Origin of the sequence: Trichocoleus sp. FACHB-262, from assembly GCF_014696035.1 — a bacterium.
GTDB lineage: Bacteria > Cyanobacteriota > Cyanobacteriia > FACHB-46 > FACHB-46 > Trichocoleus.
The window spans coordinates 55,589-78,568 of record NZ_JACJPK010000046.1 but is presented as its reverse complement, the minus strand read 5'-3'; the positions used below and the strand labels follow the sequence as shown (position 1 = coordinate 78,568).

The following is a 22,980-nucleotide window of genomic DNA, read 5'->3' as shown; positions in this document are numbered from 1 at the left end:
TAGGATGAAGCATACAGGCTGAATCAATCATTAGCTTTGTAAGAAGCTGATAATTGCGGCGGCTGTGGTTTCTGGATGACTGAAGCAGAAAGCGTGACCTGCCTCTGTAAGCACCTCTAGTTTGGCACCAGGGATATTTTTGGCTAAAAACTCACTATTTTGAGGTGGGATGATGCGATCGCTATCACCAGTAATTACTAATGTAGGAGCCATTATCTTGCCTAACAAGCTACAGGCATCATGGGTGCTCATCGCTTGATACTGGCGGATCAGCGCTTCTCCTTGGCTGTGGTAAGGTGCAGTTGCTTGAAGAAATTCACCTATACGGGATTGATGTGCTTGCAAAAATCCCAGAGGAAAAAGCTGCTCTAAAATACTGCTACTCCCAAGCCCCGCAGGAGGATTAAACTGGCTACAGGTTCCGCCCGCCATCGTACAGCCTAAAATCAGTTTTTTGAGTTGATCAGTATGATTGAGGGCAAACTGTTGAGCCACCATACCGCCCATACTGATGCCAAACACATGCGCTTTAGTCTCACCCAGCATTTTTAATAAATTTGCGGCATCTTCTGCCATTTGAGCCGTGGTGTAAGTTCCCGCAGCTTGGCTCGTTTCTCCCGCATCTCGGTTATCAAACAAAATGACTTTGTAATGCCGTGAGAGCAGTTCCGGTAGCTCAGTTCCCCAATCTAACAAACTAAAACTGAGCCCCATAATCATTAGGAGTGGATCTCCTTCACCATAAATTTTGTAGTTGATATCAAGACCATTCACATGAATTTTGGGCATATCAGCTCATCGAAAAAGTAGTGTGGAGGTCATCGCAGAACCCATGCTATGAACAATGCGATCGCCTCCATCATAAAGCCCAGCACTTAGTCCTAACTCCTCAGGCTCAATGGGACCGACACCAAAGCGATCGTGGGCTGCATCATTGCCACACCAAAACGGTGAATCACATCCCCAATCATAAAAAAATCGAATTTGGCAATGCCGCTTTGAGCTACTCACAATGTTTTTACCCAATTGAGAGGGCAAAAAGTTTACGGCAAGTTGCATTAAGTTTCATTTTGCTAATGATGTCGCCTACTTCAAGAACAAGTTTGGCAGAATACTGAGGCTTAATGTCGTTATAGCTATGGCAATATTCACCTCAAACCGATTGATGAAGCTGTTAATACCCAATCTTTCCAAGTTGGATTAGGATTTCCTAATTTAGGCAAACCAGGAGCGTTAGGGGTACTCACTTTTGTTGTGCCGATAGATATTGTCAAAGGGCGAAAATATTTTGTGGCAGGTGGGGGAGATGGCGGCACGATGTTAGAGCTAGAAACTTCCTACTATTACCCTCTCACGGATAATTTGGCGATCGCTCCAGCCTTCCATGTCATCTCTAACCCCAACAATTTCGATAGAAATCCCGGTATTTACGTAGGCAATCTTCGCGCCCAATTTAACTTTTAAATTCCCCTACAAAAAGAATCATTTCTAATTGATTGGGACGGTATATCACAGAACTTGCTGGGAACTCTGATCTGGATCACATCGGTACGAGCCGTAAATTCTGGTCATGAAAATGCGTCGTTCCAGCAAAGTCAAAGCGCTGTCTCTCCAACTAGTCCTCATTGTTCCCTTCGTGCTCCAAATCTTTGGGGCAGTGGGGCTAGTTAGCTACCTGTCCTTTAGAAACGGACAGAAGGCGGTGAATGATCTAGCGGCTCAGTTGATGGAACGCAGCAGCGGCAAGGTCAATCAGCATTTGGATTCTTATCTCTCAGTTCCTCACAAAGTAGCTCAGATTAATGCGGATGCCATTCGGATGGGGCTGCTGGATACTCGCGATCGCCAAACCGTAGGCAAGTATTTCTGGCATCAGATGCAAGCCTATGATGTGAGCTACATTGGCATTGGGTTGACGACGGGAGAAGGAGTGGGAGCCGCTCGTTATGACGGCAAAACAGTCACAATGGACGACTGGGATGCCCGCCCGCGCAACAATTGGATCAGTTACGCTCTTAATGACCAAGGCGATCGCACCCGTGTGCTAGAAACCTTGGATTGGAGCAACTTTGAACAACCGTGGTACACAGGCCCTGTCAAAGCGGGTAAACCCGTTTGGTCCCCAATCTTTGTAGTCAATTATCCCAACCAAGTCTATATTGCCACTTCAGCAGGTCGTCCGATCTACGACGCGAATAAGCAGTTGCTGGGTATGGTGAGTATCGATGTTTCTCTCCTCAAGCTGAGCGATTTCCTGCGGAGTTTAGCCATCAGTCGCTCAGGTCAAGTTTTTATTTTGGAGCGAGACGGCACACTCATTGCTAATTCTGGCCAAGCTCAACCGTTCAGCTTGGTGAAGTCAGAAATCAAGCGGTTGGAGGCAATCAACAGCCCTGATCCTGTAGTTCAGCAAGTTGCTCAACAAGTTCAACAACGCTTTAACGGCTTCCAAAATATTGCTGGGTCTCAAGAGCTACGGCTGAAATTAGAAGGAGAGCCGTATTATGTCCATGTCACTCCTTGGCGCGATGAGTATGGCTTGGATTGGTTAGTCGTCATGAGTGTGCCAGAGAACTCGTTTATGGCACAAATCAACACCAACACTCGTACCACCATTTGGCTTTGCTTCGGCGCTTTGGCAGTTGCTTCGGTGATGGGCATTATTACCTCCCGCTGGATTATCCGCCCTATCCTGCGGCTCAACCGTGCTAGCGAAGCGATGGCATCTGGCAACTTGAACCAAGCCGTCGAGCAGAATGGCATTGAAGAATTCAACATCCTCGCTACCTCTTTTAACCACATGGCTCGTCAGTTACGCGAGTCATTTACAGCTCTAGAGCAAAGCAACGAAGAACTCGAAGACCGAGTAGAGCAACGTACTCTGGAATTAAAAAACGCCCTAGGAGAGTTGCAGCGAACCCAAGCTCAAGTAGTTCAGAGCGAAAAAATGTCTAGCTTGGGACAGTTAGTTGCTGGCATTGCCCACGAAATCAACAATCCAGTCAACTTTATTCATGGCAATCTGAGCCATGTGCAGGCATACACCCAGGATCTGTTGGAGTTCATGCAACTATATCAACAGCAATACCCCAACCCTAGCCCTGAGATTCAGGCGACAGCAGAAGAGATTGATTTAGAGTTCTTGCAGGCAGACTTACCCAAAATGCTGTCCTCGATGCGGGTGGGTACCGATCGCATTCGCCAAATTGTCTTGTCTCTGCGCAACTTCTCCCGCATGGATGAATCCGAGATCAAGCCAGTCGATATTCATGAAGGGCTGGATAGTACGCTGATGATTTTGCAGCATCGCCTCAAAGCCTACCCAGAACGGCCAGAAATTGAGGTGATCAAAGAGTATAGCTCTCTACCTCACGTGGAATGCTATGCGGGGCAACTGAATCAAGTATTTATGAACATTCTCACAAATGCCATTGATGCGATGGAAGAGAGCAATGCCAGCAAGAGCTTTCAGAAGCTTCAGGTTAACCCTAATCGGATTACCATTCGCACCTCGATTGTGAGCGACCAATGGGTGCAAATCGCGATCGCGGATAATGGCCCAGGTATTCCCGACCTAATACAGCAACGTGTCTTCGACCCCTTCTTTACGACAAAATCGGTTGGGAAAGGAACAGGCATGGGAATGTCGATCAGCTATCAGATCATCACTGAAAAGCATCACGGCAAGCTGGAGTGTCTTTCCACAGTGGGACAAGGAACTGAATTTTTAATTCGAATTCCGATCTGCCAGCAGAGACAGTCAGTAGCGTTGGTGGGTGGAAGGCAAGAGAAAGGATGAGGAATAGCAAAGAACGACTAGCGATCGCTGCCTTGATCGCTCTACAGGATGACCTAACTGGGCGATTTCAGTTGGTTACAGAAAACATAAGCTGACTAGGTAGGAGCGGCTTTGCCAGGTCATCAAACCTCTTACGCTCATCCTAGACTAAATACCAACGATTCCCCAACGACTGCCGTGGTTGAAGCTTTTAACGCTTTTCTGGCTCAGGTTCTCTTTCTTGTCAGCTCCACTTTATCCTTTGGCTTGATTGGATTACTATTTTTCATTGGGCCAGCTTTGGGAGCGATCGCCGTTCGGCGTTCTCTGTCGCTGCGTTGGCATTTATTTCTGTTGAGTATTTGCATTTTTTACGGAGTTGTGCCACTGCTCATGGGCTGGGGAGGGCTAGCTTTGGCTGAACACTTTAGCTGTGATGTAGAAATCACGATCTACAAGTGCGTGGGAAATCCCCAACTAGGGAATTTAATCACAGGCATGACCTTCGCCCCTTGGGGATTGGTGCTCACCATTCCATCTAGTGTGTTGGGTACATTTGGACTCTTAATCTCTTTCGTTCTCAAAGTTACTAGGCCAAACCAAGGGATACAAACATCCCCAAGACCAACTGCTGCTTTTTATCGCAGCCACCGCCATCAGGTAATTGCAGGGGTTTGTACAGCGATCGCACAGCGTTGGCATCTACCACTTTTAGGCGTCAGGATTGCCACAGTCGCCTTAGTAGTCATCATGCCAATGCTGGGACTACCGTTGTATCTCTGGTTGTGGTTGGCATTTCCATTTGAGCCAGCGGCAGAGTCCACTTAGGCGATCGCTCTCCTTATCCCTGGCACAGGCGCGATCGCCCTTAAGCACAAACCTTCTTAACCACAGAAAGTTGGCTCACTTCCTGCCACCATGCCTGGATTTTAGGAGACTGAGCAGTAATGGTGTTAAACTCCGGAGTTTGAGAAAAGTAAATAAAGATGGGAATTAAGAAGAAATCAGCAATGCTGATCTCACTACCCAAAAGATAAGGGCTACCAACGGTCAAAGCCTCAATCGCTTCTAAAGCTGTTTTTGCAGGTGCGATCGCGGCTTGAATTTTACTTTCATCGGGTTGACCACCCTGACTAGGCACAATAAGACGCTGGATCACGATAGTACCAATCACAGGTGCGTAAAGATAGCTATCAATGATGGCCATAATCTGCTGCATGCGGGCACGAGTCAGCGGATCAGCGGGACTAAATTTATGGTTGGCAACTACGCTATCAAGATAACCCGTAATCGCAGAAGTTTCGTAAATGACTTCTCCATCTACCTGTAAAGTTGGTACTTTGCCAAAAGGATGCTTGGCAAGATACTCCGCTGATTGATTTTCACCATTGAAGATATCAACACTCTCAAGGTCATAGTCTGTGCCTGCTTGCTCTAGCAGTAGCCGAACCGTCCGCACATAAGTACTAATAGGAGTGCCGTAAAGGGTAAGCTGGGTCATAATCTGTAGAGTATTAATTAGAAATTGAACAGCAACCTGAACAATCTGGCATTAATGTAAACCGATTTCGTGCTCCTTAGGTATAGCTTTGAATCAAATATTCTATTTTTGAAGAAATTAGCCAGAGACCAACATTGCAGTGGAAGCGCGATCGCTCCCTAGATTCCTCCTAACCCAATTTTAAAAACTACGAAAAAGCGATTATTGTTTATGGCAATTGCAAAACAACAAGCCACAAAACAATAATCGCTATGTCTAACCTTAGACTTTGGTTTAAATAGATTTTGAGGAGTAAAAAAACTCAGCGCTTTATTTCACTCCTCAAAATCAAGGCAGTCAAGTATTACTGCACCACTCCCAAAAGCGGAGGTGCTTTAGATTCTGAGATAGTCGAGTTCCAAAAACCCTTGGCATAGATTTGAGGATTCGCTTGAACTGCCTGACGATAGGACTCGCGCACCTGAGCGTTCACCGCAACTGTTTTTACGTCATACATCTGCATCGCCATTTTGGGATAGAACCCAATTCCCACAATTAGCGCTAAGAAGCAAGCCGCAATAAACAGCTCACGGGGATTGGCATCCTCAAACTTAGCGTCTACAGGTAGATCGCAGTTAGTTCCAAAGCAAGAGGCTTCGTCATTCCCTTGACTCTTCAATTCGACATCGTCCAAGTCACAGGAAGGTACCAGATCGCACATCAGTTCTGAACTTGGCCCGTAAAACACCTGTCTCAGCATTGAGAGCAGATAGATAGGCGTGAGAATGAGTCCAACTGCCGAGAAAAATACCGTTCCTGTGCGGAAGGTGGAACTGTAAACATCGCTCGTCGTGATGCCCATAAAAACAGCGATCTCACTAGCAAAACCGCTCATGCCTGGCAACGCCAACGACGCCAATGCCGCGATCGTAAACAACGCAAATACCTTGGGCAATGCCTGACCGATGCCCCCCATCTGATTCATCATCATGGTGTGGGTGCGATCGTAGGTCACACCTGCCAGGAAGAACAGCACCGCTGCGATCAGCCCGTGGGAGATCATTTGCAACAGCGCCCCGCTCACCCCTACATCCGTAAAGGAGGCAATACCTAGCAAGACGAATCCCATGTGAGAAATCGACGAATAGGCAAGGCGGCGCTTCATGTTCGTCTGGGCAAAGGAGTTCAACGCGCCGTAGACAATGTTGATTACTCCTAAAATTGCCAGGATCGGCGCAAAGTAGATGTGAGCGTTAGGCAAAAGCTCAAGATTTAAGCGAATTAAGCCATAGCCGCCCATTTTCAGCAGCACGCCTGCCAACACCATCGACACTGGGGAAGAAGCTTCCCCATGAGCATCAGGTAGCCAGGTGTGGAAAGGTACGATCGCAAGCTTAACCCCAAAGGCAACTAGCAGCCCTGCATACAGTAGCAGTTCGAGCGCCAGCGGAAACTGTTTTAGGTGAAGTTCTGCGATATCGAAGGTGGTATTGCTGCCGTAAAATGCCATCGCCAGCGCCGCCACCAAAATGAAGATGGACGCGATCGCCGTATACATCAGAAACTTGGTCGCGGCATAACGACGATTTTGCCCGCCCCAGATGCAAACGAGCAGATAGACCGGAACCAGCTCGATCTCCCACATGATGAAGAACAGCAGCAGGTCTTGAGCGACAAATACGCCGACTTGGGCGGCATATAGCAATAGCATTAAGCCATAGAACAATCGCGGTCTGCGATCGACTCGCCAAGCCGCAAATATGGACAGCGTCGTCACCAGCCCAGCCAACAGCACTAACGGGGCGGACAAGCCATCAACCGAAACTGCCCAGTTCAGACCTAACTGCGGTACCCAGGCAATCTTTTCCACAATTTGGAAGGTTGCGCTGCTCGTATCGTAATGCGTCCAAAAGGTGTAGCACATCAAAACAAAGTCTATGACGCCTACAGCGAGAGCATACCAGCGCACCACTTTGCCACCTTTGTCAGGCAACAAGGGGATGAACATGGCAGCAATGAGTGGCAGTAGGACGATCGCGGTGAGCCAAGGAAATCGATCCATCATCATGTCGATAAAAACAGATACTCATCTGTGTAATGAAGGTATCTTACTAGACTTTGTGAAGCATTATTAATAAGTCTTTCTCGTAGGTATAAATTCAGCAAATTTATGCTTCATAAAAAGAAAACTTACTTACGCTCACCCATTCACAGCGCTGATTCACTGAGAGCTACGTTCATTGAATCAGCACGCGCTTCTAACTAGAGCTGTATTGATTAAGCTTTAGCTACCAAGGAAATTGGAATTTTAATGACAAATTCCGTTCCCTTGCCCAGCTCGGAGACTACCTCAATTGTGCCTTGATGCTTTTCGATAATTTGCTGGCTGATTGATAGCCCTAATCCTGTCCCTTTGCCAGCAGGCTTTGTCGTAAAGAAGGGATTAAAAATCTTTTCTTTAATTTCAGGAGAGATGCCATGTCCATTATCTTGAATGCGGATATAGACCTGATTAGAGTCATCTACACTGGTTTGGATCACAATCTGCTTTGATTTTATATCTGCTTCAAGTAAGGCATCAGCAGCATTAGAAATAATATTCATAAATAATTGATTTAACTGAGCTGGATAACACAGGACTTTTGGCAAATCTCCATATTCTTGAACCACTTCAATACCCTGCTTCAGCTTGTGGTTGAGAATTAGTAATGTGCTATCGATGCCTTCATGTAAATCTACATCTTTTTGTTCTGCTTCATCCAATCTAGAAAAGTTGCGTAATGACAGCACAATATCTCTGATCCGACAGCTTCCCATTTGCATCGATGCGACTAGACGTGGTAAATCACTCAATACAAACTCCAGGTCCATCTCTTCCATGAAATCAATGATTTCAGGAGACGCTTGCGGAAAGTACTGTTGATAAAGTTCAACTAGGGTAAGTAGATCCTGAACATACTTATCCGTGTAAGTGAGATTGCCGTTGATAAAGTTAACTGGATTATTGATCTCATGGGCAATTCCTGCCACCATTTGTCCCAGCCCAGACATCTTTTCGGCCTGAATCAGTTGTGCTTGAGTTTGCTGTAGGTTTTCGAGAGCTTGTTCTACGTCTCTAGCTCTTGCCTCAGCAAGCAGAGCAATCTCTTCCTTGCCCCTCAAGGTGTCTTTTAGTTTCAGTTCCCGTTCTGCTAGCTCATCCATTAACCGACCTTTCGCTTGCAATAGAAAGAGAAAATCGGCAGCAGAGTCGTGAATGGCAAAGTCTTTTAGTTTGATGCCAATCTGGTTTAGCTGGCTAATTTCCGTAACGACCGGAGAACCCAGGAAAAAAATAGCCCCACAGTCCTCAATAGGCATCATCTGCCCCCTGAGAGTCATTTCACTATGAAGTGATTTCAGCATGAATATGCTGTTAGATTGCCTAGTAATGCCAGCAAAGTCAGCAGCTTGAATGATCGGACGCTGAATCTGAAAGCACTTGTCAAGTTGTGTCCCAATGATGTCAGGAATCAGCCGCTGCAAAACTTCCCCAGACTGGACAATGGTGCGATCGCCTTTGAACACAAAATGGAAAGGAAATGCTTTTGCCAGCAACTGAGGTGACAAGGTGAACTGAGGCTGCATCAAAGGTTCAGTTGGGGTTGTACTGGATAGTGAACTCATCATGATCTGCACCATCAGACTTGCTTTGAGTCTGGGTGACTTCAACATCCGTATTCAAGTGTGTGCCCAAGCCTTTTACCAATCCCACCACCATCGGCGCTAGTCCGTCTCGATGAGAATGATAGTGAAGATGCAGCGTTTGTTCCTCCAATTCCTCACAGGCAAAAGATGGTGGCTGAAGTTTTGGAAAACTGACTCCGACCCGGGTATGCAGGTCGTCTAGGTTCTGTAAAAATTCGGGCAGCGTATCACCGCTCATGGCCATCAGTTCACCATACCCTTCCTCAGAAGTGTATTGCACCCAAAACTCGCCAAAGGCTTGCATGATTGCTGAAGCAGGTAAATCCAAAACCAGGCTCGCAGCCTTCACCAGTCTGTGGGTCAAGTCATCTGGGTAAGACTCCATGCTGATAAACGTATCAATCTCGACTTCCGCTTTACGCTGGATCTCATTCCAAGTTTCTTCACCGAAACGAGCACACACCATGTCGTGAATTGCTTTGTTGACTAAGCCGTACATAAAAGCTCCTGTGGTGCTGTTTCAAAACTGCTGCGTAGTTTGCCTACAATCCCTCTGAGATTAGGTTGCTCGAAAGTTGATCGACAAAATAATCTTTCTATAGATTGCCCACTTCTGAAGTGAAGAGGTCTACCCTCTATACCATGTTAAATCAGTTCTTAAGTGTCAGGAAAAACTGTGAAGCGATCGCCTCGGAATCTACTCTCATTCCTTTGAGCTAACGCCTAGCATAACCGCGCCCTAAGTTCTTGGCAGCCAAAGCACATGCTGGGTGCAAGTCAAACTCATGCTGCGGTTAGCTGCGACTTACCCAACCGAGGCTGTGCAGCACTATTTCGGCTTCTCCTTTAGAACTCAAGACATCTGCGACCCTCACCTCTACTTCCTTCACGTATCTCTCTTTCAGGTAGCTCTCCTCATTCGTCAGATCATCACCCGCCCCAACGACTACATCCCCAATGATGGCGAACGTCGTCACCATTGCCTCCAAGCTCCTGAATAACTCATTGGCATCCCAAGCTCCCCGTCCATGCAGTGCGTACAAGATCCTGCTAGAAGAACGTGAAAAGATGAAGGGATCGCCGCCCTGATAACCGACAACGAACCAATTATCCGACCAACCCTCGAACCGCTCCATTGTCTTGGGGTGGAAGCGGTACCCTGCCTGAAACTCCCATAAGCTAGCTAGAGAGGGAAGGAAGAAGGGATTGCCGTAGGCATCGATGGTCACGTTATTCGGACCTAGTTCAGCGTAGTAGCAAGCGACCTCAACGGGCAGAGAAAAATCTCCGCACCACTCTCGTTCCGGTTGCGGGACTAGCCGCTCCTGAGGGAAAGCACGGGTGATAATTTCTTTCGCTAGGCTGTATCCTGACATCCCTAATAGAAGCTGCTAACTATTTGATGGATATTTGTGGAAAAATTTCTCCAAAACAATGTTAGGCGATCGTTTCAGAATCCATCTTAGCAAAAGGGATGGCTAAGCCAGTGCCAAGACAATGTGAACAAGCTTCCGAAAAATCTGCTTGGCTTTTGTAGAGATTTATATTTGCAGCTGAGTAGATACTTTGTAAGGAGTCATGTTGAGATGCACTCGCTCTATCTGAAAAGACTGATGCTTTTAACTAGCATTTTTTTGCTTACGCTGTCCAGTTGTACCAAACAGCCTAGGGAAACCTTGCTAACGCCGTCAGTTGAAGCAAGCGCGACACCTCTTAGTCGTGTAGAACAGCCCAGTAGTGTAGAACAGCGATCGCCTGCCTCAACCGGAAATCTACTCTCTCCAGGACAAGTGGCAAAATTAACAAAATTACCGATTCCAATCGTCGCTCCGACCTATGTTCCAAAAGGCTTTCGACTTATCAGCGCTGATGGGGCTAGCGTGAAGTATGCCAATGGAGGTGATGATACAGGATATTCGATCGCCTACGAAGGAGAAGATGGCACTTGTTTTGCGATCGCTTCCCCAAAAGATAGCCCCCGCAAATTGAAGCAGATTGGGGAAGTGGAATCTGTGGTTGGCGCTGTGAAAATGTATGAGGAAACCTATGAAGGAAGAAGTTCTATACAAAGTTTCATTCCTGTCAAAGGCAATCCCGTGATGATTTCCCCAGTTTGGCAGTTGAATTCAGCAACGGGTAGCCATGAGTTCTGCAAAGCCCTCAATCGCGCTGAATATGAACGCATTCTCAAATCGATGGAGTTGGTGAAGTAAATATCGCGGTAGTTCCTAAAACCATCAATAATAGACAGCGATCGCCTCAAACCCATCTCATCAATCAAAATAGGCAATTGCCTCAAACTCTATCTCAACAACTAAAATAATGATGTTTTTCTGATGCAACTGTTTTTAGCTGCTTATAGTAGTTGCAGAAGATATATCCCATCAGTTCGGTCCTATCGTTCTATTTAATTGGCGTTGCCTTTACCCAAATTTGGTCGAAGAAGGCTCGATCCTCCACATCAGCTTCTAGTCGAACTGCCTCATTTTTATGTAAAGAGTTGAGGGATGGTCCGAGAAGCAGCGATTGGCCGCCGCTTAGAAGGAGAAAGCGGCGGTGCTCCGAGTTCCCCATGAGCCGCAACTCGCCATTGATCCCAAGTTGCGCTAACCAAGCATCAAAGCCAGCCTTAGTAAGCCGGGGAACCTTCCCAGTTGTAGTTTTAGCTGTGCTAAGTACACGAATGTTACCCGCGATAGACCCGTTTCCAAACGAGAGTATGTCAAGCAGTTCAATGAGTGATCTATTCTCTAAGTAAGGGTCGAATACGGCTTCGACGCTTGAGCCACCAATCAAAGCCGCAACTGAGGCTAGGTTCGTAGCTGGAGTACTTTCATTAAGACGTAAGCGAGTTGCATAGCTCGACCAGCGTGAGCCGATTACCTGTTGAGCTATAGCATCTGTTACACTCCGTAGCTCTGCCATATTGGATACGTTAGCTATGGCAAAAGGACTACCGTACACTTCACCCTGAATTTGACAACCTAAGGAGCCGCCGATATTAAAATTAATGCGGTGCAACTCATCAAGTAAGAGGATTAAAACGTGCTTGCGCTCGGGATCTTGAAACACATCGTAGCCACGGCGTTTTTGCTCAAGCAGATACGCAACGATCTCATCGCGGGTTAGTTGCGATTTAGTAAGAGTTGGAAACTCATCTTGGGTGGACATAGCAAATATATACTAAGCTATTTACTCTGCTTATTCGGTTCAATAACGCAACTCATCTTCCATGTTAATCTCAACTTTAGTTGTCTAGTGCGATCGCCTTCTACCTCCATCACTCACTTCCCTGGGATATCTATGGTGGAAAGTGAATAAGCGCGATCGCGCAGGATTATATCTAATGGTATCCGACTGCTCCTGTGCTTGTTCTTTTAGGCTTTATTGATGATGCGATCGCCCCAAAATCCATTCCAACAACCTAAGCAATGATATTTTTCTGATAACGCCCAGCATCACCGGGTGCGAGTGGAAGAGTTGGTTGAAGAGTAATTCCTACATCGATCGCTCCGGTGTATGCCTAAGTTTGGCGGCAAATAATATACGACATTTGCTGCTGTGATAAATCCGTTAGTGGTAATAGTCAATTTCGTCAATGAATTCACAGTATTCGGTGGGAACGGTTCTCACTCGTGGTCTGCCAAGAACCGTATCAGAAACTTGCCCATACCAAATAGCGTAATGGTCTTCCGGAATGTTTTCATCATCTGGAAGCCCCACGATAATCCCAACGGAGCCACCTACATTGACGAATTTTCCGAGCACATCCTTCTCGTTCATAGATAACGCCTAACAGTGAAAACTAACAACGGAAGTAAACTTTGCGACCTAAACCAAGAAGCAATGTTTTGATTTTAATCCGCAGTGACTTATCATTCAGCTTAAGCAGAAGTTTTCCCGAGAAGAATGCGTGGTAGATCTTCTCCAGAAAGCCATTTTCGGCATATGTTCAGTGTGTTTAGCCATTCGTCTACAAACAAGTTTTCCTTGTGCGAATGTTCGTTACGATATCCCACACTGAGATTAACGCCAGTAATCTCTCGGCACAACGTGACAATATCAGTATATGCAAAACGATCGGGCTCTGTATATCCGGTCGTACGCTGCACATAGTTCCGGAATTCATCTGTGCCAACCGAGTAACACTTAAAGTCTGAGCCATGCCGACGATCCAGTTGGATCATAAATTGGTGTTGAGTATTGATCTCGTCTGCAATATCAGAATTTTTTGGATCACTCATCAACCAACTACTTCCTAAACCTCCTGCTTCCTCGCCATCAGTTATTAATAGTGAATGGCCTAAATCCTTGAGCAACCACAATATTGCACATCCTGCTCTGTCATCAGCTCCAATCCCATAGACTGAGCTTGAAGATTGAAAAACACCGTTGGAGAAAATCAGCTCATGTTTTGCATTTTCAGGTATTTCAATAGAATTATCCCAAACTGTATCAGCATGAGCCACCAGCAAAACTTTATCCTTTCGCTGTCCTCGGATGTAAAGAAATCGCTCTGGCTGCTCGCCTCGAAAAACGATCTCCTTATCGGGAATACTTAGAAAGTATTGGAAAATAGGTTCTGAATTTTCTAATGGAACTTCTAGAAACTTTTTAAGAATTTCAATATCGTTCATTCTTGAAAGTTAGAAACTTTTGCAGAGTTTGCATTCCTAATATAACCGCAATTTACAGTAGAGCCGACACAGCACATCTTCCATGCTAATCTCGACTTTAGTTGTCTAGTGCGATCGCTTATGGGTAGCCAATCTAAAGCTAAAACCATTTTTATCCTTGCTTCTATGGTGGGCTGGCTCATTGTGGGTGCAGCACTGATCTATCTTTTTCCCGTAATTGCAGATCTAGTTGTCTCCTCCGATCGCACCCATCTTTGGATGAAAACTCTCAGCCGTGGTGATTACAACCCTATGTTGGCGGAACTTGGAGGAGGTGCTGCTCTCATTATCACCGTAGCGGCGAATATTATCTGGTATCAGCGGTTTGAAGGAAAGCTATAGAGTGTATGGCTGCCAATTCGCCATCTCCCCATTTTCTGCATCGCTTTTATTGGTTGGTGATCGCCAATCTCCCTTCTAATTTGATGGAGCTATTGCAAGCTCTTGGGCTAGGCGATCGCTTATGTTTTCGTGTGAAGGCGATTGCGGTTCGCTGCATGTAGTAGTGCAGCGATCGATCAAGTTCATCCAAAACTTTTCTCCAAAGCACCCACAAGGCAATCTACATCTGCCTCATAAAATCCTGACGAAGTTAAACAATTTATCTCGATGATCTTCGGTCCGTTTGGTGTTGTGGCTATATCTATCACGAATGCCCTGTCAGGTTGCCACACTTGCGCGGCAGACTCAGCAAAAGTTCTTGCCTCTTCATTGCAATCCCTGGAAAAACGTAGATAGTCTCCAGCTTTGTAAAGCGAACCTGTGATTACTTGCCCATCAATTACAAAGAACCTGTATTCTTCATAGATCAGTTTTGGTGTTGCTGACAAAACGAGAGTTTCAGGCGTCAACGTAGCATAGCCATCGGAAATACCCAATATCTGCTCCTGCCAAGTTTGCAGCTTATCAGGCTCAATAATGAAACCCGCAAAAGTTTTATGGTCAGAGCAAGGTCGCACAAAAATAGGTTCTTTAGGGTCAAGTTTACCGAATTCTTCGATGGTGCCATCCTCATTCAGAAGCAGCCCTTTATACGCTTCCTTCCATACAGAAAAGTCAAAGTTATCGTTAAGGAATGCACCAGGCTTCCAGCCTCGCTCCATGGCAATTTTCGAGAGCGCCGTTGAGCCGGAAACGATGACAGCGTCCTCAGTGATATGCGGTTCTGATACAAAGTCATGGGAAAATGGAATTATCTTGATGATCTCAAAAGGTAGCGATCTTAAATTAATCGCCCGAAGCAACCTTTCAAAACCAATCTCATTCTTTAAGTTTTCCTGAATAACCCAAAACATTCTGCCCTCATCCTTAATGAAATTGTTTGAATCTGTAGACGCTCGCCTAACTATTAATTAGGTGTAGTTTTTTTCTCTAAATCTATCCTTTGAAAACTGGGTTCTACTGAGTAGCTTCCATTGATGTCTACCAATTTACCAACTACTGATTTTCTACGTCGTTTTTCTCGGTTGGCGATCGTCAATATCCTTTCTAACTTGATGGTGCCATTGGCAGGATTGGTAGATGTCGCCTTTTTAGGGCATTTAGCCGAGATTCGACATTTGGCAGGAGTGGCACTGGCGACAGTATTGTTCAACTATCTCTATTGGACCTTTGGTTTTCTCCGCATGGGCACCACTGGGATGACTGCTCAAGCCATTGGACGGGGCGATCGCGATTCAGCCCTCCTAGTGGGTTTGCGGCATGGATTAGTAGCTTTAGGGATAGGACTAGTAATTCTCCTTTTACAGTTGCCATTGCGGGCGATCGGGTTTACTCTGCTCAGCGCCACAGCAGAGGTCAAACTCGCGGGCCAAGATTATTACAACGCCTTAATTTGGGGCGCTCCAGCCACACTGATTAACTTTGTGTTCATCGGTTGGTTTTTAGGACGAGAGCAGAGCGGCAAAGTTCTGTTACTCTCTGCCATTAGCAACCTGACGAACTCCTTTATGGATTATTTCTTTGTGGTGCGTTGGGGCTGGGAAAGTGCAGGAGCAGGATATTCTACCGCCTTAAGCCAATATCTCATGTTATTCACTGGCATGTGGTTTGTATGTCGAGAGTTCCATTGGTCGCAGATACAGGCGATCGCCCCTAAAATTTGGGAACCTATCGCCCTTAAAGCAGCCTTCACTCTAAATCGTGAAATTCTCATCCGCACCTTCGTGCTGATTTCTACCTTCGCTGTTTTTACCAATCTCAGTTCTACCTTTGGCACCAACGTTTTGGCAACCAATACGGTCCTGCTGCAAGTGGTAACGCTGGCGGCTTACTTTATTGATGGTCTCGCCTTTGCCACCGAGAGCTTGGCAGGAAGCTTTCGGGGTCAAGGCACCAACGAGCAATTACGGTTGTTGCTGGGGATCTCTGGTGGAACTAGTTTTGTCTTTGGGTTAGGATTTGCGATCGCCTTTATCCTCAATCCCGATCTCTTTTTTGGACTACTCACGAACCATGCAGATGTGTTAGAGCGCATCAATCAATATGTGGTGTGGCTGTTACCCGTTCTAGCTTTTGGCTCGATTGCTTATATGCTGGATGGCTATTTCATTGGCTTAACGGAAGGGAGAATACTGCGACAGTCAGTCGTGGTAGCGTCTGTAGTAGGTTTTGCCCCTGTGGCGATCGCGGCTTGGTACTTCCAGAACAGTCATTTATTGTGGTTAGCTTTGGCTTTGTTTATGGTCGTGCGGGCAGTGATGTTGGGGCAGCAAGTTCCTGCGTCTCTGCGCTCAGTCACGAAATTGAAAGGCTGCTGATTATTCGGCAGGTTGGATTGAACTTTGCGAAACCCAACCCGCCGAAAGCGATCGCCAATACACCAATATAAAATTTATCTGGATAAACTTCCTATACTCAAAGGCACCATCTCTCCTTTGGTGGTAAAGCCCAATAGCATTGCTTCTTGCGGTCGAATTACCTTGCCTGTCAGAGCGCAGCGTTCTTCCTGTTGAGCTGTGGCATCGACGCTGGCCCGAATATCCGAGAGCGCAATTTGGGGCTGAGAGTTGCCAGATTTCTGCTGGACAAAATCCCACAAAATATCCCGAATCAATGCCTGATAGCCTTGATTGCCTGACAATTCTTTCAGGTGCTCTTTTAGCTCCCGTTCTAAACGAATGCTGGTAACTTCCATTTCGGTGGTGGGGGTGCGAGTAATCGTATGCATGATTTTTTTCCTCCAAGATCTGGACATGCTTGTAATACAAGTGTAGTATGTAAACAGTCAAATGCAAATTTATCGGTTGAGCGAGCCTTCAGTGAGTCTTTTACCCACCACCCACAGTCCACGGCATACGGCCAATTGCATCAGCAGTTGGAACCCGAGCAACATGCCCGTGGAATTTTTGTTTGCGGCAGGCTATGGCCTATCGATAACAGAAACGGGTGCAGGCAAAGGATTGGCAGGATCGCAACGAGCATTTGATGGCATTAATGATCAGCTTGGCCTCCAAAACGAGGTAGAGCCACGAAGCGGGAGGTACAGGTGAGAGATGCTGTACCCATACAAAACTAGAAAACCCACCAGTAGTGTTTTCCAGCCCCCGCTTCTACCCAGCAGAAGTGGGGGTTTTTAGTATGAGGAGTCAAACCGTGAGGATGACAACGAGTGTTTTAGATCAATCGGTGGTGGTGTTCTCCAAGAACTACCTCCCCCTCAGCCGCATCAATATCAAGCGGGCAATTTCCCTCTTGGTCATCGGCAAAGCAGAACCGATGCTCTTAGAAGATACAGCAGAAGATACAGCAGGTTGGCAAGTTCGTTCTCCCAACGCGATCTTTTATGTACCTAATCACATTCGCCTCACGGTTGCCAGTACAGAACGGCTCTGGAAAATTCCTGCTGTGAGTCGCAGAGAGATATTGCGGCGAGACCACCACACCTGCCAGTATTGCGGCAGCACAAAGCATCTGACGATCGACCACATTCTTCCCCGATCAAAAGGCGGAAAACACACTTGGGACAACGTAGTTATAGCCTGCGAACGGTGTAATCAGCACAAAGGAGACCGCACTCCCCATGAAGCAGGCATGACCCTCCGAACTAAACCCAAAGCGCCTATCCATCCCACAATCGCCTTTGCCGAACAGTTCTGGCAAGCCCACACTGACTAGAACAGAGGAATCGCATCCTCGCCCCTAATGGTATGCACCAAAGGAAACCTCCATGCTGAAACTCACCTACACTGACATGGGTTTGCACTTAGAGCGGCTAGCTCAATCACCCGAAGAGCTGGTAGCCCGACGTGCCATCTTAGCGCTGCGAATGTCTCAGAACTTGCATCTGGAACCCAGCCGAGCTGCCTTTTTGCTGCCTGCGGATCTCCCTGAGTTACCAATACTAGAAGCTGCAATTCGGCGAGAAGGAAAGGCGATCGCGCTCTGCTCAGTCTGTGATGACTACGTTGAGGTCAGCCTGCGTGGGATGTGGATCGCCCCAGAAGTCGATGCTCATGAAGGTATCTTCGTTGCCGTAATGAGCGATCGCCTAGAGTTTCTACTCCACAAGCTCTGGCAAGTCAGCCAAACGCAAGTTTCGTTCTTGTTATGAGCGGCTGGTCTAAACCAACAGCAAAGCTAAACTTGTACGATTGGAGAGGGTAGCCATCTATCCTCTCTAATTTTTTGCTCTCTTTTTTCAGCCCCTAGAACAGGCAGCGCCAACTTTGCGATCGCTAATGCTACCGAAGCAACGCCAAAATCAAAGCTGCTATTAGCAAACTCATCAACACGATCAAAGGGATATAGGTAGAATGTTTTGCTGGGTTAGCAGTTGAGAAAAGCTGCTTGTCTAATACAACGCAATCAATCCACTCACATCCCTCAGCCCGAAAGCCAGTTTTGCGAAGTAGCTTGTAGCCTCTGGCTTGATAAAAAGCAACAGCTGTGAGCGATGAGATGACCCAAATGGAGGGATATCTTTTTTCGATCGCGGCTGCTTCTAGTGCTTGTAAAATTTGAGTCCCAATCCCCTGGCGAGCAAACTGAGGATGAGTATAAACTGCGGTAATTTGTGGTCTCTGCGTTGACAAACCAGAGAAACCGACTAGCTCACCTGCGGACTCCGCCAGAAAGATCACCTCATCGCGTCCCCGCCAAGCTGCTTGTCCTGTGACCAACGCCTGAATTTGCTGGGCATTGTAGTTAGCAGAACTGAGGATTTCTAGAGCTTGGGTTTGTAACTCAATCACGCGATCGAGGTCTTCTGGTCGAGCTAGACGGATCTGGATGTCCATGCCCTAGCGAGACTGATAATATTTGTACTGCCGAGTCTTAGTGAGATACTCTAAGTAGCCTTGACGTGGCTCATAACGAAAGTAGCCGTTGGCCTCGGAAGCATCATCATCAAAAGCCATCCAATAGGGGCCTAACTCTTTGCTGGCGATCTTACGAGTCAAGCAACCACGGGCATTACAGGTTTTCGTCGTGGTATTGGTGAGGGTAATGGTTTCTTTACCATCGTTTCGCATATAAGTGCCCAGCGGAATCATTTCCGATAGGGTTGCGCCTTCAGGCCACCAAGCCTGAGTCGGCGGAGCCACCACCGTACCGATCGCGAACGTAATAGCAGTTAGCGTAAGGGAGGTTAATAGTTTCATTTAGGGTTCTCGTCGTGTCGCGATCGCTGAGTTTTGAGTGCCATTTAGCACCACTTCGAGCCATAACTACCGTCTATTAGTGGCTGATTGCGGATGCTGCTCCTAAAATTCCCTAATTGCTGACGTCGCTAGCGATACGTAATGTTGATTTTATTCTTTGGCAATCGCGAATTATGGCTAAGGCATAAAGGGCGATCGCGCTATGGGTTTAGCTCAACAACTTATTTAGTTCTATTAACCGGGATACGCTCACTTTCCGTCCCAATCCACATGATGCACGTTGATAATTGCATCTAGGCCAATCCATTGCTGCACGTTGACAGTCGCATCTATTTTGGCTTCTAAATCTGTCAACGTTTGAGGCGCATCCGGTGAGGCTAGGTAATGATGTACCGTTTTGAACCTACGACCCATTTGGAAAGAAGTAATCGCAGAAGGAGCGTCCGTAGGTCCGCCTTCATATCGATCTTGCAAGTTGAAGTATTGCATTCGCTGAAACTCCAGCATTAGTTGTCTAGCCTTCAGGGGGCTGATTCGAGTAGTTTTAATTCCCTTAACTTTGACGAACTGATTACCTTCATAAATAACTCTGCCATCAGCGTAGATGGTTAGCTTGTACATTGGGCAGAATCCAAAACAAGCGGTTCGCTCTAGAGTAACTACAGATTGCCGAACTCCACGGCGAGGTTGCGAGAAGAGTTGAGCTGACAAAGTTGAATCGTCAGCTATTAAGAACGGAGACATAGCAGCAGACGTAGCTAAAGCATTGGGGCTTAAGGCTAGCAGCAAACCCAGACTCAGAAACATTGGGAATTGCATTACAGTTCCTCCATTAAAGCGATCGCTACTGATTAAGAATCCGTTTCGCGCTTGCACGTTCCGCCCAACAGGCTGCTCCAAATGGATAAATTTGGTAACGAGATTTGTCTAGCTGCTGAAGCGATCGCCCCAGCAAGGGCATGGTTCAACCTACTCGCTTTACTTCAGCTCTTGCTATAAGTAACTAAGTAACCAGGAAGCATCTGCGATCGGCGATGTTTGCTAGCAATGAAGGCGAGGGGAGTAACAGAGGATGGCAGCCAACATCAAAGTCGCTTTGGTGCATGACTACCTGCGTGAGTATGGAGATGCAGAGCGGGTGCTCCAGGTTATCCATCGTCTTTATCCAGACGCACCACTTTACACGGCTTTTGTGGACTATCAGCACTTAGGCACTGAGGCTAAACGCTTTGCAAGCTGGGATATTCGGACCACATTTGCCCAAAAGCTACCTGGCATCGCTCATCCTCATCGCTGGAGAGGCTTGCTTCCCTACCTCTGGGAAAACATAGACCTATCTGAATTTGATTTAGTGATTTCTTCGTCTGGTGATTTCGTGAGTAAATCAGTCTTGACCAGAGCCGAAACACTACACGTTAGTTATTGCCACACACCGCCCCGCCATCTATGGGAACGGTTGCGATCGCATTCCCAATCTCTTCGCTGGTATGACACTTGGCTAGATAGTCGCTTACGGCAATATGACTTTTATGCCTCACAAAGGGTCGATCGCTACATCACGAGTTCCCACACTGCCGCCCGCCGTATTAGTAAGTTTTATAACCTTACAGCAGAGGTGATTCCGCCCCCGATTAAAGTACATGGCGAAGGCCAGGTAGGCGATCGCTACTACCTCTATGTCGGCAAGCTAACTCGTCAAATGCAAGTGGATCTGGTAGTTAGAGCTTGCACGCAGCTAGATCGCCCCCTGTGGATTGTAGGCACAGGCCATGATGCGGAATATTTGGACTCACTCCGTAGTCTGGCTGGCCCTGAGGTGAAATTTCTAGGAGAGGCTCCGGAAGATGCTTTGCCCAGTCTCTATGCAGAAGCCAAAGCTTTAGTTTTTCCCTGTAGCAGTGCTGACTTTAGCCGAGAAGCGGTTGAAGCAATGGGACATGGTATTCCTGTCATTGCGTCCCAGCAAAGTGGATTGCGAGAAGTCGTGTTAGATTACCGAACTGGACTACTCTTTCCTCAACCCACAGTCGAAAGCTTGGTGGATGCCCTCAAGGAATTTGAAGGACTCCGGTTCTCCTCCGCTGCTTGTATTGAGCGGGCTGAAGAATTTGCCGAATCTGTTTTTGTAGACAGGTTGCAATGGTTTATCGCTCAAGCCCTCGATGCCCACCATGCGATCGGAGTCGAGACAGAACGCGATTCCTTTGCGTAGCAAAATTTTTTGATTTAGCGATCGCTAAACAGTTTCTGTCTCTGTGCCTACGACTTCACGCACCCGGTAGATAGGTCTATTTTGAGATTCATGATAAGTCCGCATCAGCAGTTCTGCGAGCAAACCAAAACTAAATAACTGGATTCCTGCCAGGAACAATACCACCGCCAGAATCAGCAACGGGCGATCGCCAATGCTTCGTCCCAAACCTAACTTCAGAAACGTCAAATAGCTGCCCAGTAGCACACCACCTATCATTGATGCCAAACCAAAAGTGCCGAAGACATGCATTGGGCGAGTCAAGAACTTCTTCATAAAGAAGATGGTAAACAAGTCCATCAAGACTCGAAGGGTCCGACCTAAACCATACTTACTCTGACCAAAGCGTCGCGCATGATGACGCACTGGAATTTCAGTGATGCGCGCCCCTTCAATAAAAGCTAAGGCTGGCAAGAAGCGGTGTAGCTCTCCGTAGAGATTCATGTCTGCAACGAGTTCCGCTCGATAGGCTTTCAGAGAGCAGCCGTAATCGTGCAGTTTCACGCCAGTTACATTGCCAATTAGCCAGTTAGCAATTTTGGAAGGTAAAAGTCTGGTTAAAGCCGCGTCTTGCCTTGCTTTACGCCAGCCACTTACCAAGTCATATCCTTCTTCCAAGCGAGCCAGCAAGTGAGGAATATCGGCTGGATCGTTCTGCAAATCACCATCCAAGGTAATCAGCACCTTAGCAGAAGCATGCTTGAAGCCAGCTGACATCGCTGCTGTTTGCCCATAGTTACGTCGCAGGATGACGGCCCGCAAATCAGTCCGAGCCTGGGCTAGCTGCTTGAGCAAATCAGTCGAGCCATCACTGGAGCCATCATCCACGCACACAATTTCATAACTAATCTGGCTCTCAGTGACAGCCGTGGCGATCGCTTCGATTAGGTGAGGGAGACTCTGGACTTCATTGTAAATCGGCACGATGACAGACACTTGAGGTGTCGGATCAGAGAAGGCAGGATTCGAAGCTTGAGAGCGGGTGCTAAGTAAGTTGCTCATTGTGGTAATTACTAATCCTTTTGACTCTTCAAGATACCTAAAGATGGTTTGCGGCAATGCTATCAGTATCCCGGCATTAACTGATTGGCTGTTAGCTTATTCACTACAGTCTCACAAACTTCTCAGAACGGCTAACTGAGTTAAAGAGTTAATAAAGTCATTGTGAAACTATAGAACCAATTTAATATGTTCGAATAAGATGTTTGCTTAGTTTAGTGTAAACAAGCGACTAAAACAAGCAAGAAATTGTTAAACAAAATCCAGCCAGAACATATATTGATTCGTAAATTGCATCAATCAATACAAAAACCAGAATAATAACTACTATTCTCTTGCAATCTTTAACGCCAAGATAGAAAGTTTTTTATATCTGAGCATGGATTAAGTTTTGAAATTCAGTCAATTGATAAGCATTCCTCATTAATGCAATGAAGTTACAATTTATTTCAAGCAAACTGCACGAAGAAGAAGACAGTAAATGCAATCAACTACATTTACTTTTTAAT

At 46.6% G+C, this 22,980-nt stretch carries 26 protein-coding genes; 10 read left to right on the top strand and 16 right to left on the bottom strand.

Going from position 1 to position 22,980, the window contains the following annotated elements; translation table 11 throughout:
- Positions 1-30: 30 nt before the first annotated feature.
- On the bottom strand, positions 31-789 hold the full coding sequence (locus H6F68_RS09460) for an alpha/beta fold hydrolase (RefSeq protein WP_190558432.1): 759 nt from the start codon (positions 787-789) through the stop codon (positions 31-33).
- 6 nt (positions 790-795) lie between these two features.
- The gene (locus H6F68_RS09455) at positions 796-1,059 is read right to left on the bottom strand and encodes a hypothetical protein (protein WP_190558430.1); all 264 of its coding nucleotides are present in this window, start codon (positions 1,057-1,059) and stop codon (positions 796-798) included.
- A gap of 87 nt (positions 1,060-1,146) precedes the next feature.
- On the opposite strand from H6F68_RS09455, the gene H6F68_RS09450 reads away from it, so the two are divergent.
- The 3 genes from H6F68_RS09450 to H6F68_RS09440 all read left to right on the top strand — a co-directional run bounded on the left by H6F68_RS09450 (position 1,147) and on the right by H6F68_RS09440 (position 4,606).
- Complete coding sequence (locus H6F68_RS09450) at positions 1,147-1,464, top strand: carbohydrate porin (RefSeq protein ID WP_190558655.1); 318 nt, start codon at positions 1,147-1,149, stop codon at positions 1,462-1,464.
- A gap of 106 nt (positions 1,465-1,570) precedes the next feature.
- A complete protein-coding gene (locus tag H6F68_RS09445; RefSeq protein WP_190558428.1) occupies positions 1,571-3,799 on the top strand; it encodes an ATP-binding protein in 2,229 nt (742 codons plus the stop codon).
- A gap of 111 nt (positions 3,800-3,910) precedes the next feature.
- Complete coding sequence (locus H6F68_RS09440; protein WP_242065425.1) at positions 3,911-4,606, top strand: PspC domain-containing protein; 696 nt, start codon at positions 3,911-3,913, stop codon at positions 4,604-4,606.
- A gap of 40 nt (positions 4,607-4,646) precedes the next feature.
- Here the strand turns inward: H6F68_RS09440 and H6F68_RS09435 are convergent, their stop codons facing one another.
- From H6F68_RS09435 to H6F68_RS09415, 5 genes are all read right to left on the bottom strand, one after another.
- Positions 4,647-5,279: a glutathione S-transferase family protein gene (locus tag H6F68_RS09435; protein WP_190558426.1), complete on the bottom strand. Its 633-nt coding sequence runs from the start codon at positions 5,277-5,279 to the stop codon at positions 4,647-4,649.
- A 343-nt stretch (positions 5,280-5,622) separates the two neighbouring features.
- Entirely contained in the window at positions 5,623-7,326 is a 1,704-nt protein-coding gene (locus H6F68_RS09430; protein WP_313930071.1) for an NAD(P)H-quinone oxidoreductase subunit 4, read from the bottom strand.
- A gap of 209 nt (positions 7,327-7,535) precedes the next feature.
- Positions 7,536-8,885, bottom strand: coding sequence for a sensor histidine kinase (locus H6F68_RS09425; protein ID WP_190558648.1), 1,350 nt, complete (start codon positions 8,883-8,885; stop codon positions 7,536-7,538).
- Between the two features lie 7 nt (positions 8,886-8,892).
- Positions 8,893-9,444: a heme NO-binding domain-containing protein gene (locus H6F68_RS09420; protein ID WP_190439113.1), complete on the bottom strand. Its 552-nt coding sequence runs from the start codon at positions 9,442-9,444 to the stop codon at positions 8,893-8,895.
- A 295-nt stretch (positions 9,445-9,739) separates the two neighbouring features.
- Complete coding sequence (locus tag H6F68_RS09415) at positions 9,740-10,321, bottom strand: hypothetical protein (RefSeq protein WP_190558424.1); 582 nt, start codon at positions 10,319-10,321, stop codon at positions 9,740-9,742.
- A gap of 300 nt (positions 10,322-10,621) precedes the next feature.
- Here H6F68_RS09415 and H6F68_RS09410 point away from each other — a divergent pair, with 300 nt between their 5' ends.
- Complete coding sequence (locus H6F68_RS09410; RefSeq protein ID WP_190558422.1) at positions 10,622-11,158, top strand: hypothetical protein; 537 nt, start codon at positions 10,622-10,624, stop codon at positions 11,156-11,158.
- Between the two features lie 190 nt (positions 11,159-11,348).
- Here the strand turns inward: H6F68_RS09410 and H6F68_RS09405 are convergent, their stop codons facing one another.
- The 3 genes from H6F68_RS09405 to H6F68_RS09395 form a co-directional block, all read right to left on the bottom strand.
- Positions 11,349-12,116 (bottom strand): hypothetical protein, encoded by a 768-nt coding sequence (locus H6F68_RS09405; RefSeq protein WP_190558421.1) that lies wholly within the window; start codon positions 12,114-12,116, stop codon positions 11,349-11,351.
- Positions 12,117-12,518: 402 nt separating this feature from the next.
- Positions 12,519-12,728, bottom strand: coding sequence for a hypothetical protein (locus H6F68_RS09400; protein ID WP_190558418.1), 210 nt, complete (start codon positions 12,726-12,728; stop codon positions 12,519-12,521).
- Positions 12,729-12,829: 101 nt separating this feature from the next.
- Positions 12,830-13,582 (bottom strand): hypothetical protein, encoded by a 753-nt coding sequence (locus H6F68_RS09395; RefSeq protein WP_190558416.1) that lies wholly within the window; start codon positions 13,580-13,582, stop codon positions 12,830-12,832.
- Between the two features lie 120 nt (positions 13,583-13,702).
- Between H6F68_RS09395 and H6F68_RS09390 the strand changes: the two genes are divergently transcribed.
- Positions 13,703-13,963 (top strand): hypothetical protein, encoded by a 261-nt coding sequence (locus tag H6F68_RS09390; RefSeq protein ID WP_190558414.1) that lies wholly within the window; start codon positions 13,703-13,705, stop codon positions 13,961-13,963.
- 5 nt (positions 13,964-13,968) lie between these two features.
- A complete protein-coding gene (locus tag H6F68_RS09385) occupies positions 13,969-14,124 on the top strand; it encodes a hypothetical protein (RefSeq protein ID WP_190558412.1) in 156 nt (51 codons plus the stop codon).
- Positions 14,125-14,145: 21 nt separating this feature from the next.
- On the opposite strand, the gene H6F68_RS09380 is transcribed toward H6F68_RS09385, so the two are convergent.
- Positions 14,146-14,916 carry an ATP-grasp domain-containing protein gene (locus tag H6F68_RS09380; RefSeq protein WP_190558410.1) on the bottom strand — a complete coding sequence of 257 codons (771 nt, stop codon included), beginning with the start codon at positions 14,914-14,916 and terminating at the stop codon, positions 14,146-14,148.
- A 123-nt stretch (positions 14,917-15,039) separates the two neighbouring features.
- Here H6F68_RS09380 and gntT point away from each other — a divergent pair, with 123 nt between their 5' ends.
- Entirely contained in the window at positions 15,040-16,380 is a 1,341-nt protein-coding gene (gene gntT, locus H6F68_RS09375; protein WP_199300001.1) for a guanitoxin biosynthesis MATE family efflux transporter GntT, read from the top strand.
- A gap of 74 nt (positions 16,381-16,454) precedes the next feature.
- Here the strand turns inward: gntT and H6F68_RS09370 are convergent, their stop codons facing one another.
- Positions 16,455-16,790 carry a hypothetical protein gene (locus H6F68_RS09370; protein ID WP_190439136.1) on the bottom strand — a complete coding sequence of 112 codons (336 nt, stop codon included), beginning with the start codon at positions 16,788-16,790 and terminating at the stop codon, positions 16,455-16,457.
- A 431-nt stretch (positions 16,791-17,221) separates the two neighbouring features.
- Between H6F68_RS09370 and H6F68_RS09365 the strand changes: the two genes are divergently transcribed.
- Together H6F68_RS09365 and H6F68_RS09360 are read left to right on the top strand one after the other, a co-directional pair.
- Positions 17,222-17,737 (top strand): HNH endonuclease, encoded by a 516-nt coding sequence (locus H6F68_RS09365; protein ID WP_242065424.1) that lies wholly within the window; start codon positions 17,222-17,224, stop codon positions 17,735-17,737.
- A 52-nt stretch (positions 17,738-17,789) separates the two neighbouring features.
- The gene (locus H6F68_RS09360; RefSeq protein ID WP_190558406.1) at positions 17,790-18,173 is read left to right on the top strand and encodes an alr0857 family protein; all 384 of its coding nucleotides are present in this window, start codon (positions 17,790-17,792) and stop codon (positions 18,171-18,173) included.
- A 130-nt stretch (positions 18,174-18,303) separates the two neighbouring features.
- On the opposite strand, the gene H6F68_RS09355 is transcribed toward H6F68_RS09360, so the two are convergent.
- From H6F68_RS09355 to H6F68_RS09345, 3 genes are all read right to left on the bottom strand, one after another.
- Positions 18,304-18,858 (bottom strand): GNAT family N-acetyltransferase, encoded by a 555-nt coding sequence (locus tag H6F68_RS09355; protein WP_190558403.1) that lies wholly within the window; start codon positions 18,856-18,858, stop codon positions 18,304-18,306.
- A gap of 3 nt (positions 18,859-18,861) precedes the next feature.
- Positions 18,862-19,221 carry a hypothetical protein gene (locus H6F68_RS09350; RefSeq protein ID WP_190552076.1) on the bottom strand — a complete coding sequence of 120 codons (360 nt, stop codon included), beginning with the start codon at positions 19,219-19,221 and terminating at the stop codon, positions 18,862-18,864.
- Positions 19,222-19,470: 249 nt separating this feature from the next.
- Positions 19,471-20,040, bottom strand: coding sequence for a DUF6438 domain-containing protein (locus tag H6F68_RS09345; RefSeq protein WP_190558400.1), 570 nt, complete (start codon positions 20,038-20,040; stop codon positions 19,471-19,473).
- Positions 20,041-20,293: 253 nt separating this feature from the next.
- On the opposite strand from H6F68_RS09345, the gene H6F68_RS09340 reads away from it, so the two are divergent.
- Entirely contained in the window at positions 20,294-21,433 is a 1,140-nt protein-coding gene (locus H6F68_RS09340) for a glycosyltransferase (protein WP_190558398.1), read from the top strand.
- Between the two features lie 24 nt (positions 21,434-21,457).
- Here H6F68_RS09340 and H6F68_RS09335 read toward each other — a convergent pair whose 3' ends face one another.
- Positions 21,458-22,474 carry a glycosyltransferase family 2 protein gene (locus H6F68_RS09335; protein ID WP_190558396.1) on the bottom strand — a complete coding sequence of 339 codons (1,017 nt, stop codon included), beginning with the start codon at positions 22,472-22,474 and terminating at the stop codon, positions 21,458-21,460.
- Positions 22,475-22,980: the final 506 nt, after the last annotated feature.